We start from the raw sequence: 18,339 nt of genomic DNA on the forward strand, positions 1-18,339 counted from the left end.
CTACTGCTCCTCAGGGGTGCTGACGGGACCGCCGGTGGCGGCGAGGGTGGTGATCAGGTGGCGCCGCCAGTGGGCGTCGTCGCGCTCGGGGAAGTCCTCGCGCCAGTGGCAGCCGCGGGTCTCCTCGCGCTGCGCGGCGGCCGCGACCAGGGCGGTGGCGACCAGCAGCAGGTTGGCGGCCTCCCAGGTCTCCACCCGGGGGTCGGCCGGCTTCTCCTCGGCGACGTGGGCGTAGGCCTGTTCGGCGAGGAGTGCGAGCCCGGCGGCGGTGTCGGCCATCGAGGCGGCGGAGCGCAGGATGCCCGCGCCGCGCGACATCAGCCGCTGGATCTCGGCGCGCGCCTCGGACGGGGGCAGCGGGACGGGCTGCGCGGCGCGCGCGGCGGCGACGTCCACCGCGCGCTCGGGCAGTTCGCCGGACCGGTCGCGGCCGGCCAGGTCGGCGGCGATCCGCTCGGCGAAGACCAGGCCCTCCAGCAGCGAGTTGGACGCCAGCCGGTTGGCGCCGTGCACGCCGGTGCAGGCGACCTCGCCGCACGCGTACAGGCCGGGGACGGTGGTGCGGCCGTGCCGGTCGGTGCGGACGCCGCCGGAGGCGAAGTGCGCGGCCGGGGCGATCGGGATCGGCTCGGTGACCGGGTCGATGCCGTTGGCGCGGCAGAAGGCGAGGATGGTCGGGAAGCGCTGCTCCCACATCTCGGCGCCGAAGTGCCGCCCGTCCAGGAACATGTGCTGGGCGCCCTGCTCCTGCATGCGCCGGGTGATCGCCTTGGCGACGATGTCGCGCGGGGCCAGCTCGGCCAGCTCGTGCTGTCCGACCATGAAGCGGACGCCGTCCGCGTCCACCAGGTGGGCGCCCTCGCCGCGGACCGCCTCGGAGACCAGCGGCTGCTGGCCCTCGGCCTCCGGACCGAGCCAGAGCACGGTGGGGTGGAACTGGACGAACTCCAGGTCGGTGACGGCGGCGCCGGCCCGCAGGGCCAGTGCCACGCCGTCGCCGGTGGAGACCGCCGGGTTGGTGGTGGCGGAGAAGACCTGGCCCATGCCGCCGGTGGCGAGCACCACCGCGCGGGCCCGGACGGCGCCGACGCCGTCGCGCTGGCCCTCGCCCATCACGTGCAGGGTCAGTCCGGCGGCGTGGCCCGCCGCGTCGGTCAGCAGGTCGAGGACGAGCGCGTGCTCGATCAGCTCGATGTGCGGGTCGGTGCGGACGGCGGCGACCAGGGCGCGCGATATCTCGGCGCCGGTCGCGTCCCCGCCCGCGTGGACGATCCGGCGGCGGTGGTGGCCGCCCTCGCGGGTCAGCAGGATCTCGCCGTCCTCGCCCCGGTCGAACAGGGCGCCGGTGGCGATCAGCCGGCGGACGGCGTCCGGGCCCTCGGTGACCAGGGTGCGGACGGCCTCCTCGTCACAGACGCCGGCGCCGGCCACCAGGGTGTCGTCCAGGTGCTGTTCGGGGGTGTCCCCGTCGCCCAGGGCGGCCGCGACGCCGCCCTGGGCCCAGCGGGTGGAGCCCTCGTCCAGCACGGCCTTGGTGACCACCATGGCCCGCAGGCCGGCCTTGCGGACGTTGAGCGCGACGGTGAGGCCGGCGACCCCGGAACCGACCACGACCACGTCGGTGGTGGCGGTCCAGCCGGGGGCCGGGGCGGTGAGGCGGTGCGTGGACATCGGTGGGTGGCTCCTTCAGCGCGAGGCGGCGTCGGCCGCGCCGTTGCCGCCACCGTACGCCGCGTCGCCGCGCAGCAGTCCGGTGCCCTCCTGGGCTTCGGCCGGGTCCCCGCCCAGGCCGGTGATCCGGTTCCGCTCGTCCACGAAGACGACCTTCGGCTCGTAGCCCTTGGCCTCGGCGGTGTCCATCTGCCCGTAGGCGATGAGGATGACCAGGTCGCCCGGGTGGACCAGACGGGCGGCGGCGCCGTTGATGCCGATCACGCCGGAGCCGCGCGGGCCGGCGATCGTGTACGTCTCCAGCCGGGCGCCGTTGTTGATGTCGACGATGTGGACCAGCTCGCCGGGGAGCAGGTCGGCGGCGTCGAGCAGGTCCTCGTCCACCGTGACGGATCCCACGTAGTGCAGGTCGGCCTGGGTCACGGTGGCCCGGTGGATCTTGGACTTGAGCATGGTGCGGAGCATTGCGGGTCACGCCTCCTGTGAGTGCATGCCGGAAGGGGGGTGGTGCCGGTGGTTCAGCGGCAGATGACGTGGACGTTGTCGATCAGGCGGGTGGCGCCCACCTTCGCGGCGACGGCCAGCACCGCCTCGCCCTGGAAGTCGTCCGCCGCCTCCGAGAAGTCGTGCGGGTCGATCAGGGCGAGGTAGTCCGGGGTGACGCCCTCGGCGCCGTCCAGGGCGGCCGCGGCGGCCTCGCGGACGGCCTTCGGGCCCTGCGCGGCGGCGTCCCGGCCGGCGAACAGGGCCTTGGACAGGGCGAGCGCCTGCGCGCGCTCCTGCTCCGAGAGGTAGCGGTTGCGCGAGGACCGCGCCAGGCCGTCCTCCTCGCGGACGGTCGGCACGCCGACGATCTCCACGTCGAAGTCCAGGTCGGCGACCATCCGCCGGATGATCGCCAGCTGCTGGGCGTCCTTCTCGCCGAAGAAGGCGAAGTCCGGGTCGGTGATGTGCAGCAGCTTGGCGACCACGGTCAGCACGCCGTCGAAGTGGCCGGGCCGGGTGGCGCCCTCGTAGCGCTCGCCCATCGGGCCGGCCGCCATGCGCACCTGCGGCTCGCCGTTCGGGTAGACCTCCTCGACGGACGGCGCGAAGACCACGTCGGCGCCGTTCTCCTCGGCCAGCCGCACGTCCTCGTCGAGGCTGCGCGGGTAGCGCTCCAGGTCCTCGCCGGCGCCGAACTGCAGCGGGTTGACGAAGACCGTCACCGCGACCCGGCCGTCCCGGCCGACCTGCCTGCGGGCGGCCCGGATCAGCGCGGCGTGGCCCTCGTGCAGCGCGCCCATGGTCATCACGACGGCGTTGTCCACCGGCTGCTCGTCCGGCCAGAACGCGGCCTCGAATTCGTTCACGGTGCGGGTCACGACGGCCCGGTGGACCTTGGGCGTCCGCTGGGGCTTGTTCGACTGCTTGCCGCGTGCCATCTAGCGCTTCTCCTCGTTCAGTACGTCCAGCAGCGCCGCCGCCGACGTTTCGTCGATCGTTCCGTTGGCGAGCGCCCGCTGCGCGGTGGCGCGGGCCATCGCACGGTAGGCCGCCGGGATGTCCGGGGACACCGTACTGAGCTGCGCCAGGTGGCGCCGCACGGTGCCCGAGTCGCCCCGGGCGACCGGGCCGGTGAGGGCCGCGTCGCCGGAGCGCAGGCTGTTGTCCAGGGCGGCGCCGAGCAGCGGGCCGAGCATCCGGCCGGGCTCGGCGACACCGGCCGTGCGCAGCAGGTCCATCGCCTGCGCGACCAGGGTGACCAGGTGGTTCGCACCGTGGGCGAGGGCGGTGTGGTAGAGCGGGCGGACCTCCTCGGGCACCCACTCGGGCTCGCCGCCCATCTCCACCACCAGGGCCTCGGCGACCGGCCGCAGCTCCTCGGGGGCGGTCACGCCGAACGGGCAGCCGGCCAGCCGGGCCAGGTCCACCGAGGTGCCGCTGAAGGTCATCGCCGGGTGCAGGGCCAGCGGCAGCGCCCCGGCCCGGGTGGCGGGTTCCAGGACGGCGACGCCGTGCGCGCCGGAGGTGTGCACGAGCAGCTGTCCGGGGCGGACCGCGCCGGTGGCCGCCAGCCCGGTCACCAGATCGGCCAGCGCGTCGTCCGGCACGGTCAGCAGCACCAGGTCGGCGGCGGCCAGCACCTGCGGCGGGGTGACGATCCGCACGCCCGGCAGCAGCGCCTCGGCGCGGCGGCGGGAGGTGGCGGACACCCCGGAGGCGGCGACGACGGTGTGCCCGGCGAGCTGCAGCGCCGCGCCCAGCGCGGGCCCGACCCTGCCGGTGCCGACCACGCCGACGGCCAGCCGGGCCGGGCGGTTGCCGGGGTCGCCGGGAGCACCGAAGACCTGGTCGCCGAGACCGTCGGCGAGCGGGGCGAACTCGCCGGAGTCGGCGAAGCCGGACGGATTCACGTCCACCCTTGTCCTGCCTTGTCCTGAATGACCGTTCCAGTCCACTCGACGGGTACCGGACGTACCGCCCCAGTCTACGGGCGCGCCCGAACGCCGGAGCGGATCCGCCTCGGCGGCTCAGTCGGTGGCCCCGGCGCGGATCAGCCCGGCCTCGTACGCCAGCACCACGGCCTGGACCCGGTCGCGCAGGCCCAGCTTGGCCAGGATCCGGCCGACATGGGTCTTCACGGTCGCCTCGGAGAGCACCAGCCGGGCCGCGATCTCGCCGTTCGACAGCCCCTGGGCGACCAGCAGGAACACCTCCCGCTCGCGCTCGGTCAGCGGGCCGAGGACGTCCGAGCCGGGCGCGCTCTGCGGAGTGGGCAGCACCTCGGCGAAGCGGTCGATCATCCGGCGGGTGGTGGTCGGGGCGACCACCGCGTCCCCGCCGTGCACCGCGCGGATCGCGGCCACCAGCTCGGTCGGCGGGACGTCCTTGAGCAGGAAGCCGCTGGCGCCGGCCTTGAGCGCGGCGAAGGCGTACTCGTCCAGGTCGAAGGTGGTGAGGATGAGCACGTGCGGGGCGTTCGGCAGCGGGCTGCCGTCCTCGGCCAGGCAGATCCGGCGGGTCGCCTGCACGCCGTCCAGCCGCGGCATGCGGACGTCCATCAGGATCACGTCCACCTCGGTGCGCCGCAGCTGCTCCAGGGCCTGCGCGCCGTCGCCCGCCTCGGCGGCGATCTCGATGTCGCCCTGTGACTGGAGGATCATCCGGAAGCCGGTGCGCAGCAGTTCCTGGTCGTCGACGAGCATCACGCGGATGGTCAAGGTGGGACTCCTTGGGGGGATGGACGGCGGACGGGGGCTGAGGACTGGACGGGGGCTGGGGGCTGGGGGCGGGGGCCGGACGGAGGGGCTAGTGGGCCGTCCTGAGCGGCAGGACGGCGCGGATCCGGAAGCCGCCGCCGGGGCGGGGGCCCACGTCGAGGCTGCCGCTGACCATGCCGACGCGCTCGCGCATGCCGATCAGGCCGTGGCCGAGACCGTCCACGCCGCCGGCGACCAGCTGCTCGTCGGTGCTGCCGCGCCCGTCGTCCTCCACCAGGACGGCCAGCTCGCGCTCGCCGAAGTCGACCGCGACCCGGGCGTGGACGTCGGGGCCGCCGTGCTTGCGGACGTTGGTGAGCGCCTCCTGGACGATCCGGTAGACGGTCAGCTCGACGCCGCGCGGCAGCTCGCGCGGCTGCCCGGAGGTGGCGTAGTCCACGTCGAGTCCGGCCGTGCGGACCTGCTCCAGCAGCTCCGGCAGCTCCTCGACGCCCGGCTGCGGCACGTACTCCTCGGCCTTGGTGTCGGAGGTGCGCAGCACGCCCAGCAGGCGGCGCATCTCGACCAGCGCCTGGCGGCCGGTGGAGGCGATCGTGCCGAGCGCCTCCTTCGCCTGCTGCGGGGAGTTGTCCAGGACGTACGCGGCGCCGTCGGCCTGGACGATCATCACCGAGACGTTGTGCGCGACCACGTCGTGCAGCTCGCGGGCGATCCGGGCCCGCTCGGCGGCGACCGCCACCTTGGACTGGGCGTCCCGCTCGCGCTCCAGCCGGGCGGCGCGGTCCTCCAGCTCGGTCAGGTAGGCGCGGCGCACCCTGGTCAGCCGGCCCCAGGCCCAGCAGAGGATGAACGGCGTGCTCATCAGCAGCGTGATCAGCGCCGCCTCGCCGAAGGTGTACGGGCGGGTGTGCGCGTCGCCCGCCCGGTCGAAGACCGTCTTCACCGGCTTCATCTGCCAGAACACCAGCGGCCCGGCGGCCAGGCCGGCCACCAGGGCCAGCCGGGAGGTCCACTTCTGGCCGAAGGCGGCGCCGGTGTAGGCGAAGACCAGGTAGGCGATCGAGGAGCCGCCCGGCGACACGTTCGCGACCACCTGGCCGACACCGATGCCCGCGGCGGCGGCCACCGTGAGGTCGGGGTAGCGCCGCCGGAAGACCATCAGCAGCGGCAGCAGCACCGCGACCAGGATCGAGGCGTCGGAGCGCCAGCCCTCGTCGAGGGAGGCGTCGTTCGGCAGCAGGCCGAAGAACAGCACCATCGACGCCCAGGCGGCGTCGACCACCATGGGGTGACGGCGGAGCCAGGCGTTGAGTCGATGCACGTGTCCAGCGTAGGCAGTCGCCCGGCGTGCCCAGGTCCGCCGGTAGGGCGATCCGTCCTACTCCGTAGGTCGGAGAAGCACCTGATCCGATGGGGAGGGGCGGTCCGGCGCCGGGTAGCGTCCCACCCCATGACTTGGATGCGGTGGGCGCCCGCCATGGAACAAGCCCTGTACGACCCCGGGCGGGGCTTCTACCGCAGGCCGGAGGGCCCCGCCGGGCACTTCCGCACCTCCGTGCACGCCTCGCCGAGGTTCGCCCGTGCGGTGGCCCGGCTGCTGCTGGAGGTTGACGCGGCCCTCGGTCGTCCGGAGGAGCTGGCCCTGGTCGACCTGGGGGCCGGGCGGGGCGAACTGCTCACCGGCGTCCTGGCCGAGCTGCCCGCGCAGGTGCTGGCGCGGCTGCGCCCGTACGGCGTGGAGATCGCCGACCGCCCGGCCGGACTGCCGTCCACAGCCCTGTGGACGGACGAGCCGCCGCGCGGGGTGACCGGGCTGCTGTTCGCCAACGAGTGGCTGGACAACGTCCCGCTGGACGCCGGCGAGGTCGACGAGGACGGGGTGCTGCGCTACGTCGAGGTGGACACCGCGACCGGGGAGCAGCGGCTCGGCGAGCCGGTGTCGGAGGCCGACGCGGCCTGGGCCGCCCGCTGGTGGCCGGTCGCGGAGCCCGGCGAGGTGGTGGAGTTCGGCGGCCCCCGGGACGCCGCCTGGGCGCGGGCCGTGGCCGGGCTGGAGTGCGGCCTGGCCGTCGCCGTCGACTACGGGCACACCGCCGGGCGGCGGCCGCCGTTCGGCACGTACGCCGGCTTCCGCGACGGCCGGGAGGTGGCCCCGGTGCCGGACGGCTCCTGCGACGTCACCGCGCACGTCGCGCTGGACGCCGTCGCCGCGCCCGCTCTCCACAGCCTGTGGACAACGCAGCGGGAGGCCCTGCGCGCGCTCGGCGTGAGCGGCGGGCGCCCGGCGCTCGCGCTGGCCACCAGCGACCCGGCCGGCTACCTGCGGGCGCTGAGCGGGGCGGGGGAGGGGGCCGAACTGACCGACCCGGGCGGGCTGGGCGGGTTCGGGTGGCTGGTGCAGGCCGTCCGGATGTCGGAACCTGCGAGCCTGGCGCCCCTGCCGGGATGGCAGACTCTGGGGGCATGAGGGAGACCACGGTCGGCATCGGGGCGGGAGCCGAGAACTTCACCGGCGCGGCGGGCACCACCGACATGGTGCTCAACATCGGCCCGCAGCACCCGGCCACCCACGGCGTGCTGCGGCTTCGGATGCTGCTCGACGGCGAGCGCATCGTGAGCGCCGAGCCGGTGATCGGCTACATGCACCGGGGCGCCGAGAAGCTGTTCGAGGCCCGGGACTACCGGCAGATCATCATGCTGGCCAACCGGCACGACTGGCTCTCCGCCTTCTCCAACGAGCTCGGCGTCGTCATGGCCGTCGAGCGGATGCTCGGCATGGAGGTCCCCGAGCGGGCGGTGTGGATCCGCACCCTGCTCGCCGAGCTCAACCGGGTGCTCAACCACCTGATGTTCCTCGGCTCGTACCCGCTGGAGCTCGGCGGGATCACCCCGGTCTTCCACGCCTTCAACGGCCGCGAAGACCTCCAGCACGTGCTGGAGGAGGCCTCCGGCGGCCGGATGCACTACATGTTCAACCGGGTCGGCGGCCTCAAGGAGGACCTGCCGGCCGGCTGGCTCGGCCGGGTCCGCACCGCCGTCGCCACCGTGCGCTCGCAGCTGCCGGTCTTCGAGGACCTCGTCCTCGGCAACGAGATCTTCCGCGCCCGCACCGCCGGCGTCGGCATCCTCACCCGGGCGCAGGCCGAGGCGTACGGCGTCAGCGGCCCGATCGCCCGGGCCGGCGGCCTCGACCTCGACCTGCGCCGCGACGAGCCGTACCTCGCGTACGGCTCCGAGGAACTGCGCCAGGTGCTCACCGTGGTCACCCGCGAGGAGGGCGACTGCCTGGCCCGCTTCGAGTGCCTGCTGGAGCAGACCCTCAACTCGCTGGACCTCGCCGACGCCTGCCTCGACAAGCTCGCCACGCTGCCGCCCGGCCCGGTCAACCAGCGGCTGCCCAAGGTGCTCAAGGCGCCCGAGGGCAGCACCTACGCGTGGACCGAGAACCCGCTCGGGATCAACGGCTACTACCTGGTCTCGCGCGGCGACAAGACGCCGTGGCGGCTCAAGCTGCGCTCGGCGTCCTTCAACAACGTCCAGGTGCTGACCGAGCTGCTGCCGGGGACGCTGGTCGCGGACATGGTGGCGATCCTGGGGTCGATGTTCTTCGTGGTCGGCGACATCGACAAGTAGGGCGGTGCCGGCGGGTGGGCCGGGGCCGACCGGTGGGGCCGGTGCCGGCGGGCGGGGGTGGTGCCGGGTGCCGACCGGTGGGGCCGGTCAGTCCTTCGCCGGTCGGTCCTTCTTGGACTTCCTGACCGGGTCCGCCGGGTGCGGGGCCACCTTGCGGTCGCCCTTGGTGGCGATCCGCTCCTCGCACAGCCGGGCCAGCACCTCGTACCCCTTCCGTCCCATCAGCTCGGTGAGCTCGGGGCGGTAGCTGACGTACACCGCCTCCGCGCCCTGGTGCGCCGCCGGGGCACCGGTGCACCACCAGTGCAGGTCGTGGCCGCCCGGGCCCCAGCCGCGGCGGTCGTACTCGCCGATCGTGACCTGGAGGTAGCGGGTGTCGTCGGGGCGGTCGATCCAGTCGTAGGTGCGGCGGACCGGCAGCTGCCAGCAGACGTCCGGCTTGGTCTCCAGCGGTTCGCGGCCCTCCTTGAGCGCGAGCGCGTGCAGCGCGCAGCCGGCCCCGCCCGCGAAGTCCGGGCTGTTCACGAAGATGCAGGCGCCGCCGACCCGGCGGGTCTGGCGGTCGCCGTCCTCGTCCAGCATGGTGATGCCGCCGTCGGACGTGATCCGGCCCTCGGCGTCGGTGCCCTCGGCGAAGTTCTCCCACAGCTCGGGGGTCAGCCGGGCCGCGTGCCCCAGGACGCGCTTCTCGTCGTCCTCGTCCGAGTAGTGCGCGCCGAGCGTGCAGCAGCCGTCCGACTCGCCGCGGCCCTCGCGGATGCCGTGGCAGCCCTGGCCGAAGACGCAGGACCAGCGGGAGGTCAGCCAGGTGAGGTCGCAGCGGAAGACCTGCTCCTCGTCGGCGGGGTCGGCGAACTCGACCCAGGCGCGGGGGAAGTCGAGCGGGACCTCGTCGCGAGGGATCTCGCGCCGCAGGGTCGGCATCGCGAGATCGACGGGGGCGGGGGCGGCCTCGGGCTTCGCCTTGGACTTCTTCTTGGACGTTTCTGCTGGTGCCACCCGGCAAGGGTAGAGCTTTCGGCGGCGGGAGCGCGGTGGCGGGACCGGTGGCGGGGCCCGAAGCGGGGCCGAAGCGAAGCCGAAGCGGGGCCTGAGCGGCGGGGCCGAACGGCGTGAAGGCGGGGTGAAGAGGTCCGGCGGGCCCTGCGGGCGGGTCCGGAGGCGGGCCTACGATGGCGGCCGGTCCGCCACGGACCGCTACCGGGCCGCCACCGGCCCGTGACGGGGAGGTACGGGGATGGCAGGCGGCAGCACCGGGGCGTCCGGCCGCGCGGGCGGGGAGTTCGTCCTCAAGCCGTGGGAACTGCACGGCGAGGGGCGGGAGTTCGAGAAGCTCGGCGGCGAGCTGGCGAAAGCCGTCACCGCCCTGGAACAGGGCCTCGCCGCGCTCGGTGCGCCCTGGGGGACGGACCGGCCGGGCAGCGGCTTCGCCGCCGTGTACGGGCAGGCGCGCGGTGAACTCGTCGGCGGGCTGCGCGGGTTGGCCGGGAGGGTGACCGGCGTCGGGGCCGGGCTGCACACCATGGCCGCGCGGACGGCCGACGCGGACAACTCGGCGGCGAGCGGGTTCGGGGCGACGGCGGTGCCGGCGGCGGCAGGTTCGGTGGTGCCGGGGGCCGCGGCAGGCGCGGCGGTGCCGGGGCCGGCGGCGGTCCCAGGGGTGCCGGGGGCCTCGCCGGTGGCGCCCGCGGTGCACTCCACGGCGCCGGGGGCAACCCCGGGGGCGGCTCCCGCCGTCCCCAAGGACATGTCGGTCTGACGGACCCGGCTCGAAGGGGGAAGCGCGTGTCCCGGAAACTGCCCGAGGAACTGGTCCCGGTGCTGGCCCGGACCGGCCAGCAGTGGCCGCAGGCCGACGAGGAGGGCCTGCGCAGGGCCGCCGGGGTCTGGCGCGAGTTCGGCAAGGAGGCCGACCGGCTCACCCGCCGCTGCGGCGAGTCCGTCCGGCGGGTCACCGCCGACAACTCCGGCCACGCGGTCGAGGCCTTCGGCACGTACTGGCAGAGCTTCAGCGCCGGCAACAAGGGCCACCTGGACGACGCGCACAGCGCGGTCGGGCTGGTCGCCGGGGCCTTCGACACCGCCGCGCGCGCCGTGGACACCTGCAAGGCCGAGATCGTCGCGACCCTGCAGCAGCTCGCCGCCGAACTCCGGCACGCCGAGGAGCAGGCGGCCAAGGCCAAGCAGACGGCCGCCGAGGTCGCCGAGGTCGCCGCGACGGCAGGCGGCGACCCGGCGCGGAGCGGGGTGGTCGGCGGACTGGAGAAGGCCGTCGGCGGCTTCGCGTCCAAGCTGAGGAACACCGCCACCGAGCAGGTCGCGGCGGGCGTGGCGGCCGTCGCCGTCGAGGCCGCCGGGCTGAAGATCGGCGGACTGCTCGCCGAACTCGGCCGCGCCATGAAGGACGCCCTGTCCGGCGTGCTCAAGGAACCGGCCGCCGTCGCCCTGCTGAAGCTCGGCACCGCGCAGGGGACGGGGATCACCGCCGCCTCGTACCGCGGCGGCGCGTTCGACCCGCTCGCCGCCGGGCTGCCCGCCGCCCTCGGCGAACCGGGCGTGCTCGGCGCGGACGGCTCCGGGCTGGTCCTGCTCGCCGGGAAGGACGGCAAGCCGCTGGTCGGCGTGCCCGGGCTGACGGTCAAGGTGGACGAGCACGGCACGCCCGTCCTCGGCCAGGACGGGCAGCCGGTCATCCTCCGCGCCGATGGCACACCGGTGGCCGACGCCACCGGGCTGCTGGTCGTCCCCGGGCCGGACGGCAAGCCGGTGGTCGGGGTGGCGGACCTCGCCGTCCGGCTCGACGAGCACGGGCAGCCGGTGCTCACCGACGAGAACGGCAAGGCGGTCCGCGGGGTGCCGCTCGCCGGGCTGACGCCGGGGGCGGGCGGGCCGGAGGGACCGGGGGGACCGGATGGGCCGGGCGCCGGGGGGCCGGGCACGGGTGGGACGCCCGGCGGGCCGGCGGACCCGAGGACGCCGGGCGTGGTGACGGTGGCCTCGGTTGCGGTGGCGGATCCGGGGGCGGTCGTCGGTGGGCCGGACGTGGCGGTCGCGGCGAACGCGACGGCCGGGGCGTCGGCGGGGGCGTCGGCGGGCGGGGCCGGGGGCGGGTACGCCGCCGCCGGCGGCCCGCCGGGGCAGCACCGGGCGACGGGGAGCGGGGGCGGTGACTGGTCGCCACCGGCGTCGTCCGCGCCGTCCGCGCCGTCCGCGGTCGCGCCGGTCCGGCAGGGCGGCGGGCCGGCGGTCCGGGCGGACGGGGACTACCCGCTCCAGGCGCCCGCGGCCTCCGCGCACGGCGGTGGCGGTGGCGGTGCGGGTGGCGGTGCGGGTGGTGTTGGCGGAGGTGGGCCGGTGACCGTGCGGACGGACTCGGTGAGTGCGCCGGCCGCGCCCGTCACCGCGCCGTCCGCCGGTGGCCCCGCGTCCGGCCCGGTGTACGGACCGGCGTACGGACCGGCGCCGGACGCTCCTCCGCCGGTCCGGCCGGTCGCAGTGCCCGGGCAGTTCGGGACTCCGGTGTACGGCGGGTACCAGCCGGCCGGACCGGCCGGGCCCGTCGGCACCGTCGGGCCCGGGCCGCTGGCGGGCGCCGCCGGCGGGCCCGTGAACGTGGCGGCGCCGTTCGGCAGCGGTGTCGGGGCGGGCGGCGGGTCGGCCGTCGGTGGGCCGGCCGTCGGCGGGCCGCAGCCCGGCGCGCCGGTGGCCCGGACCCCGGCCGGTGCGGCACCGCACCCGGTCGTCGGACCGCCGCCCGTCCACGCCGCGCCGCCACCCCCGGCCGCACCCCCGATCGTCGGGACCACCCCGGTGATCGGCCGACCCGAAACCCACCCGGTGGAGGCCCGGAGGCGGGAGAACGCGGCGGGACTCGCCGACCCGACCCTCGCCTGGGGCGCGGTCCCGGTCGCGACCGCCCACGCGATGGCCCTCCAACTCGCCCTGCGCGCACGGCGCGGAGCCCGGCCGGACGACCCGGCGGTCCGGCTGCGCGGCATCGCCGACAGCCGTCCGTACGGCCTGCCGGGCGGGCTCGCGCCGGTCGACCCGCAGCACCAGGCCGAACTCGAACGCCGCGCGCCCCGGGACGAGGACGGCCTGCCCGTCCGCCACCCCGACCCGGCGGCCGGCGGCTGGGCGGAGGCCGTCAACGACGGCGGCTACCGCGAACCGGGCCGGGCCAACAACAGCCTGGAGATCGCCCTCTCGGCGGTCGAGTGCCACACCGGCCGCCCGACCTGCGCGGCCCCGCGCATCCCCACCGACGGCGACGCCGGCGAACGCGGCGGCCGGGACCGCGCCGAACGCGAACTCGGCGCCCCCTTCCGGGACCTGGGCGACGGCGGCCGGGCCTTCGACCGCCTCGCCGAGGACCTCCGCCGCGCCGGCCACGGCTCCCAGGCGCTACTCCTCACCCTCGACGCCTACGGCCGCCCGCACGCCTGGAACGCCGTCAACCACCAGGACACCGTCACCTACCTCGACCACCAGCTCGCCCGCCGGGCCCCCACCCCCCTCCACCCCGCCACCCACGGCCTCTGGGCCATCGCCCTCACCCCCGAAGGCCGCCCCCTCACCCCCACCCCCTGACCCCCAGTGCGGGAAGTCGGCCCGTCCGACTTCCCGCGCGGCCCGCCACGCTGCCCCTCAGCGGTGGAATGCGCGGTAGCGGGAGGAGCCCGCGTGGGAAGTCGATCCCGCCGACTTCCTGTGCGGCAGCCCGCGATGGTGTTCCTGAGCGGTGGAATGCGCGGAAATGGGAGGAGCCCGCGCGAGAAGTCGACCCCGCCGACTTCTCGCGCAGCTGGCCAGGGTGCCCTCGCGGAAAGTGGGAGCCGCGTGGGAAGCCAGCTGGTCCGTTTCCACTTGCCCGCGCGACGGGGTGTGGGGGCGGCAGGCCATGGTGGGGTTCGTGAGAGGTTGCGCAGGAAGTCGACCAGGCCGACTTTCTGCGTGGCCCGCGGCGCTGCCCGTCGGCGGTGGAATGCGTGGTTGCGGAGGAGTCTGCGTGAGAAGTCGGCCCGGCCGACTTTCTGTGTGTATTTGGGGTGGCTGGGTTCGGGTCTGAGAGAAATATGTAGACCGACCGACATATTCAACGGGGTGATGCGTAGGAAGTCGACTGGGTCGACTTTTCGCGGTCGCGTGCTGGGGGTGTGGGGGAGTGGCTGGTCCCGTGCAGTTCGCCATGGTGGCCCTGGAGGGGGAAGGGATGCGTGAGAAGTCGGCCGGGTCGACTTTCTGCGTGGCCCGCGGTGCTGCTCCTCGGCGGTGGAATGCGCGGTTGCGGAGGGGCCCACGTGAGAAGTCGGCCGGGCCGACTTTCTGTGTGTATTTGGGGTGGCTGGGGTCGGTTCTGGGAGAAATATGTAGACCGACCGACATATTCACCGGGGTGATGCGTAGGAAGTCGACTGGGTCGACTTTTCGCGGTCGCGTGCTGGGGGTGTGGGGGAGTGGCTGGGTCCCGTGCGGTTCGCCGTGGTGGCTTTGGAGGGGGAGGGGCGCGTGAGAAGTCGGCCGGGCCGACTTCTCACGCGGATCCGGTCCGGGCGGGCTTGGGTCTGCGCGTGAATATGTAGACCGGACGTCATATTCGTTCTTCCGGTGCCGGCTGCGGGGCGGCAGGGGATGTGGACGCCCGCGTGGGAAGTCGGCGGGGCCGACTTCTCGTGCATGAGGGGCTGCGCTTCCGGTGCTTGGTGCTTGGTGCTTGAGGCTTGGTGCGGGCGTGGGGCGCGGGCGTAGGGTCGCGGGTCGGGCCGGGATGGGCGGCGGGGAGTGGACGGGACGGGGGTGGCCGGGTGATTTCTCGGGCGCAGGCGGTGGAGGCGGGGCACCGGTGGGTCAACGGGGATCTGCCGCAGGGTGCCGGGGCGGTGCGGCGGGTGTGCACCCACGAGTTCGAGCTCGGCTGGGTGGTGTGGGCGGAGCCCGCCCGGGTGGTGGTCGACCCGCGGACGGGGGAGCGGCGGGCGCCCGAGGAGGTGGGGGCGGCCTGTGCCGTGGTGGACCGGGAGAGCGGACGGTTCACGCTGTGGCCCTCGGTGCCGGTGGACGAAGTGGTCGGGCTGTACCGGGACTTCGTGGGCGCCGGCGGCTACGATCCGATCCTCCCGCCGGCGACCGGCCGGGGTGCCCGGGCCGAGCTGACCTACCGGGACGACACGGGTGAGGAACGGTCGCTGGCCCTGCGCTCCGCGGCGGGCCTGCCGCACCCGGCGCTGCGCGGCTGGTGGTGGCTGCGCGAGCAGGGTGTGGCGGCCGAGGACGTGCTCGCCGTCCGGACCGACCTGCGGATGAGCGCCCTGCCCGGCGGCTACTGGTCGTACGCGCTGACCGCCGAACTGCCTCATGCCCGGATCGACTTCGAGCTCCCGTACGGCCCGCGCTTCGACCACCGGGCCGCCGCAGTACGGGCGCTGCCCGCGTCGCCGGACGGTCCGGCCCGCAACCGGGTGCCCTTCCCCCGCGCACCGGGCGGGGCACATCCGGCGGGCGAGGCGGCCGACGAGTCCGACACCGCGCTCGCCGCCCGGCTCGCGGAGCGGTTCGGCCCGGCGGGCGTCCAGCGCTTCGAGCCGGCGGACGTCGCCCGCGCCGAACTGCCCGGGGACGCGGCCGCGTTGCTGCTGGCGGTGGGTGTCCCGGTGGCCGTGCCGGGGTTCTTCGCGCTGCACCACCCGGGCGCGGAGGCGATCGCCGACGGCACCCGCCGGGGCACCGTCCTGCCCCCGCTCGCCGCGTGGCTGGCCGAGTCCGGGCGCGGCACCCGGGCGGCCGAGCGGGAGCGCCTGGCGCTCGCCGGGCAGTTGGTGCTGGGGACGGACGGCTGGGCGCTGCTGGCCCTCGGCCCGGTGGACGGCGCCGTCCGGGCGGTGGACCCGGACTACGCGACCGTCCGTCACTGCAATGAGAGCCTGCGCGCCTTCGTCCGCTGCCTGGAGGTGTTCGCCGGCTGGTGGCCCGCTCTGCGCGGGCTCGACCCGGTGGCCGCGGGCGGGGCGGTGGACGCCCTGCAACGCGCGCTGGCGGAGGTGGACGGCACGGTGTTCGCCGACCCGGAGAACTGGTGGGCCGTCATCGTGGAGCAGCTGTGGGACGGCCTGTTGTGACGGTCGGCCGTCACAACAGGTCGGCCGTCACCGGTACCGTCGCCCACCCGCACCGCCGGCACCCCGCCCACCCCGCCCACCCCGCCGGCACCCCGCCCGCCCGCGCGGCCACTGAGCGCCCGGACGGTCCGGGCGCGGACGACCCGGGCCGCCGGACCGCCGCCGGATGGCCGTCGGCCCCGCCGCCCGGTCCCGGACCAGCGCGAATACCGTCACACCCCCTCTCACCAGGGTCCGCATCGCGTAGCGTGGAGAGTTATGCGACTCGGTGTGCTCGACGTAGGTTCCAACACGGTCCACTTCCTCGTGGTGGACGCCCATCCGGGCGCTGCCCCGCTGCCGGCCTACTCGCACAAGGCCGAGCTGCGCCTGGCCGAGCTGCTGGACGCGGACGGCGCGATCAGCGCGGCCGGCGTCGAGCGGCTGGTCGGCCATGTGGCCTCCTCGCTGCGGGTCGCCGAGGACAAGGGCGTCGTCGACATCCTCCCGTTCGCCACCTCCGCCGTGCGCGAGGCGGCGAACGGCGAGGAGGTGCTGCGCCGGGTGGCCGCCGAGACCGGCGTCGAGCTGCGCGTGCTCTCCGGGCAGGACGAGGCCCGGCTCACCTTCCTGGCCGTCCGCCGCTGGTTCGGCTGGTCCTCGGGCCGGCTGCTCAACCTGGACATCGGCGGCGGCTCGCTGGAGATCGCCTGCGGCCTGGACGAGCAGCCGGACGTCGCCTGCTCGCTGCCGCTGGGCGCCGGCCGGCTGACCGCCCGCTGGCTGCCGGGCGACGTCGCCGACCCGGAGGTGCTGCGCGAGCTGAGACGACACATCCGGGCCGAGCTGGCCGCCGTGGTCGGCGAGATCAACCGCCTCGGCCCGCCGCGGCACGCGGTCGCCACCTCCAAGACCTTCAAGCAGCTGGCCCGGATGACGGGCGCCGCCCCCGCCGACGCGGGCCCGTACGCCGACCGCCGGCTCACCCGCAGCGGGCTGGCCTCCTGGCTGCCCCGGCTGTCCGCGATGACCGTCGCCGAGCGCGCCCAGATCCCCGGCGTCTCCGAGGGCCGGGCCAAGCAGCTGCTGGCCGGGGCGCTGGTCGCCGACGCCGCGATGGACCTGTTCGGCCTGCAGGAGCTGGACGTCTGTCCGTGGGCGCTGCGCGAGGGCATCATCCTGCGCCGCCTGGACGCCATGGACAGCCCGGCCGACCGCCGCCGCCCGGCGCTCACCCCGTAGCCCGGCCGCGCCCGGGCGCCGGGCGCGGCGGAGTGCCGGCCGTCGATCGACCGCGGCCGGGTCGACGTGCCGATGGTCACTGCGCCGGTCATCCCGCCCCGTTCGCAGCGTGCTCCGCTTACGCTGTCTCCCGTGGTGCAACCAGCGGGCGAGGACGGAACGCAGGAGGGCCGCACTCCCGGGAGCGGGCAGTCGCGGTCGGACGGTCCGCGCCGCCGGCTCGGCAAGGCGGTCACGGGCGCCACCGCCGCCCAGGCCGCCAAGCAGGCCGCGAAGGCCGTCAAGGCCGCCCAGCGCACCGCGAAGACGGCAGCGGCGAAGACCGCGAAGCCGACCGCGGCGGGTCCGGCGAAGACGGCTAACACGGCGACCACGGCGGACACGGCGAAGACGGCCACCGCACGGAAGCGCACCGCACAGCAGCACACCGCACGGCAGCACACCGAACAGCAGCACACCGCGCAGAAGCACGCCGCGCAGCAGCCCGCCACCGGGAAGGGCACCCCGAACAGGGCCGCCGCGAAGCCCGTCCCGAAGGAGACCCGCACCGCCCGGGCCGCCGGCGCCGCCAAGGCCGCCGTCCAGTCCGTCCGCTCGGTCAAGGCCGCCAAGCGCGACGCCGCCCGCCCGCCGCTGCTGCGCACCACCGACCGGCTGGTGCTGCCCCGGCACCCGGCCCTGCACATCCCCGACACCAAGGTGGTGCTGTCCACCGCCTCGGTGTACCCGGCGAGCACCGCCGTGGCCTTCGAGCTGGCCGCCAAGCTCGGCTACGACGGGGTCGAGGTGATGGTGTGGAACGACCCGGTCAGCCAGGACATCGACGCCCTGCGCCGGCTCTCCGACGCCCACCGGCTGCCGATCCTGGCCGTGCACGCGCCGTGCCTGTTGATCACCCAGCGGGTGTGGACCACCGACCCGTGGACGAAGCTGGTCCGGGCCCGGGCGGCGGCCGAGAAGCTGGGCGCGAGCGCGGTGGTCGTCCACCCGCCGTTCCGCTGGCAGCGCCAGTACGCCAAGGAGTTCGTCGAGGGCATCAACCGGATGGCGGGCGAGACGGACGTCCGCTTCGCCGTCGAGAACATGTACCCGTGGCGCTACCGCGACCGCGAGATGCTCGCGTACGCGCCGGGCTGGGACGTCACCGACGAGGACTACCGGCACTTCACGATCGACCTCTCGCACGCCGCCACCTCCCGGATCGACACCTTCGCGATGGTCGAGCGGATGGGCGACCGGCTCGCCCACGTCCACCTGGCCGACGGCAGCGGTTCCGGCAAGGACGAGCACCTGATCCCCGGCCGCGGCAAGCAGCCCTGCGCCGAGCTGCTGGAGCACCTCGCCCGCACCGGTTTCGACGGCCACGTGGTGCTGGAGGTCAACACCCGGCGCGCGGCCTCCCCCGCCGAACGCGAGGCCGATCTGGCCGAGGCCCTCGCTTTTACCCGCTTGCACCTGGCCACCCCCTCGCGCGTACGCTGAGCCGTCCGGCCGGA

Annotated in this window: 14 protein-coding genes; 7 read left to right on the plus strand and 7 right to left on the minus strand. The window is 75.4% G+C overall.

Annotation, left to right across the window (positions count from 1 at the left end; translation table 11 throughout):
• The 6 genes from ACGFSC_RS02460 to ACGFSC_RS02485 all read right to left on the minus strand — a co-directional run bounded on the left by ACGFSC_RS02460 (position 1) and on the right by ACGFSC_RS02485 (position 6,159).
• Positions 1-1,671: an L-aspartate oxidase gene (locus tag ACGFSC_RS02460; protein ID WP_359910500.1), complete on the minus strand. Its 1,671-nt coding sequence runs from the start codon at positions 1,669-1,671 to the stop codon at positions 1-3.
• 15 nt (positions 1,672-1,686) lie between these two features.
• Positions 1,687-2,136, minus strand: coding sequence for an aspartate 1-decarboxylase (gene panD / locus ACGFSC_RS02465; protein ID WP_359910502.1), 450 nt, complete (start codon positions 2,134-2,136; stop codon positions 1,687-1,689).
• A gap of 53 nt (positions 2,137-2,189) precedes the next feature.
• Positions 2,190-3,095, minus strand: coding sequence for a pantoate--beta-alanine ligase (panC, locus tag ACGFSC_RS02470; protein ID WP_359910505.1), 906 nt, complete (start codon positions 3,093-3,095; stop codon positions 2,190-2,192).
• Positions 3,096-3,959, minus strand: coding sequence for a Rossmann-like and DUF2520 domain-containing protein (locus tag ACGFSC_RS02475; RefSeq protein ID WP_380357507.1), 864 nt, complete (start codon positions 3,957-3,959; stop codon positions 3,096-3,098).
• Between the two features lie 225 nt (positions 3,960-4,184).
• Positions 4,185-4,874: a response regulator transcription factor gene (locus ACGFSC_RS02480; RefSeq protein WP_359910511.1), complete on the minus strand. Its 690-nt coding sequence runs from the start codon at positions 4,872-4,874 to the stop codon at positions 4,185-4,187.
• Between the two features lie 88 nt (positions 4,875-4,962).
• Positions 4,963-6,159 (minus strand): sensor histidine kinase, encoded by a 1,197-nt coding sequence (locus tag ACGFSC_RS02485; protein WP_380357510.1) that lies wholly within the window; start codon positions 6,157-6,159, stop codon positions 4,963-4,965.
• Positions 6,160-6,324: 165 nt separating this feature from the next.
• Between ACGFSC_RS02485 and ACGFSC_RS02490 the strand changes: the two genes are divergently transcribed.
• Both ACGFSC_RS02490 and ACGFSC_RS02495 read left to right on the plus strand, forming a co-directional pair.
• On the plus strand, positions 6,325-7,341 hold the full coding sequence (locus ACGFSC_RS02490; RefSeq protein ID WP_359910516.1) for an SAM-dependent methyltransferase: 1,017 nt from the start codon (positions 6,325-6,327) through the stop codon (positions 7,339-7,341).
• On the plus strand, positions 7,338-8,507 hold the full coding sequence (locus ACGFSC_RS02495) for an NADH-quinone oxidoreductase subunit D (protein WP_359910519.1): 1,170 nt from the start codon (positions 7,338-7,340) through the stop codon (positions 8,505-8,507). The genes ACGFSC_RS02490 and ACGFSC_RS02495 overlap by 4 nt, the downstream gene beginning before the upstream one ends.
• Before the next feature lie 87 nt (positions 8,508-8,594).
• Here ACGFSC_RS02495 and ACGFSC_RS02500 read toward each other — a convergent pair whose 3' ends face one another.
• Positions 8,595-9,506 carry a hypothetical protein gene (locus tag ACGFSC_RS02500; protein ID WP_380357502.1) on the minus strand — a complete coding sequence of 304 codons (912 nt, stop codon included), beginning with the start codon at positions 9,504-9,506 and terminating at the stop codon, positions 8,595-8,597.
• Between the two features lie 238 nt (positions 9,507-9,744).
• Between ACGFSC_RS02500 and ACGFSC_RS02505 the strand changes: the two genes are divergently transcribed.
• From ACGFSC_RS02505 to ACGFSC_RS02525, 5 genes are all read left to right on the plus strand, one after another.
• Complete coding sequence (locus ACGFSC_RS02505; protein ID WP_359910522.1) at positions 9,745-10,266, plus strand: hypothetical protein; 522 nt, start codon at positions 9,745-9,747, stop codon at positions 10,264-10,266.
• Positions 10,267-10,292: 26 nt separating this feature from the next.
• Positions 10,293-13,097: a toxin glutamine deamidase domain-containing protein gene (locus tag ACGFSC_RS02510; protein WP_359910525.1), complete on the plus strand. Its 2,805-nt coding sequence runs from the start codon at positions 10,293-10,295 to the stop codon at positions 13,095-13,097.
• A 1,298-nt stretch (positions 13,098-14,395) separates the two neighbouring features.
• The gene (locus ACGFSC_RS02515; RefSeq protein WP_359902711.1) at positions 14,396-15,622 is read left to right on the plus strand and encodes an SUKH-4 family immunity protein; all 1,227 of its coding nucleotides are present in this window, start codon (positions 14,396-14,398) and stop codon (positions 15,620-15,622) included.
• Positions 15,623-15,880: 258 nt separating this feature from the next.
• Positions 15,881-16,843: a Ppx/GppA phosphatase family protein gene (locus ACGFSC_RS02520; protein ID WP_359902714.1), complete on the plus strand. Its 963-nt coding sequence runs from the start codon at positions 15,881-15,883 to the stop codon at positions 16,841-16,843.
• 678 nt (positions 16,844-17,521) lie between these two features.
• Positions 17,522-18,325: a sugar phosphate isomerase/epimerase gene (locus ACGFSC_RS02525; RefSeq protein ID WP_359902899.1), complete on the plus strand. Its 804-nt coding sequence runs from the start codon at positions 17,522-17,524 to the stop codon at positions 18,323-18,325.
• Positions 18,326-18,339 lie beyond the last annotated feature (14 nt).

This window comes from Kitasatospora sp. NPDC048715 (genome assembly GCF_043198905.1).
Taxonomy (GTDB): domain Bacteria; phylum Actinomycetota; class Actinomycetes; order Streptomycetales; family Streptomycetaceae; genus Kitasatospora; species Kitasatospora lactacystinica.

What these genes read in the sequence shown, in the direction of transcription:
- ACGFSC_RS02485 (WP_380357510.1), bottom strand. Translation starts at nt 6,159, where the DNA reads ATGGTGGTCGACGCCGCCTGGGCGTCGATGGTGCTGTTCTTCGGCCTG.
- ACGFSC_RS02520 (WP_359902714.1), top strand. Translation starts at nt 15,881, where the DNA reads ATGCGACTCGGTGTGCTCGACGTAGGTTCCAACACGGTCCACTTCCTC.
- ACGFSC_RS02495 (WP_359910519.1), top strand. Translation starts at nt 7,338, where the DNA reads ATGAGGGAGACCACGGTCGGCATCGGGGCGGGAGCCGAGAACTTCACC.
- panD (WP_359910502.1), bottom strand. Translation starts at nt 2,136, where the DNA reads ATGCTCCGCACCATGCTCAAGTCCAAGATCCACCGGGCCACCGTGACC.
- panC (WP_359910505.1), bottom strand. Translation starts at nt 3,095, where the DNA reads ATGGCACGCGGCAAGCAGTCGAACAAGCCCCAGCGGACGCCCAAGGTC.
- ACGFSC_RS02490 (WP_359910516.1), top strand. Translation starts at nt 6,325, where the DNA reads ATGACTTGGATGCGGTGGGCGCCCGCCATGGAACAAGCCCTGTACGAC.
- ACGFSC_RS02460 (WP_359910500.1), bottom strand. Translation starts at nt 1,671, where the DNA reads ATGTCCACGCACCGCCTCACCGCCCCGGCCCCCGGCTGGACCGCCACC.
- ACGFSC_RS02505 (WP_359910522.1), top strand. Translation starts at nt 9,745, where the DNA reads ATGGCAGGCGGCAGCACCGGGGCGTCCGGCCGCGCGGGCGGGGAGTTC.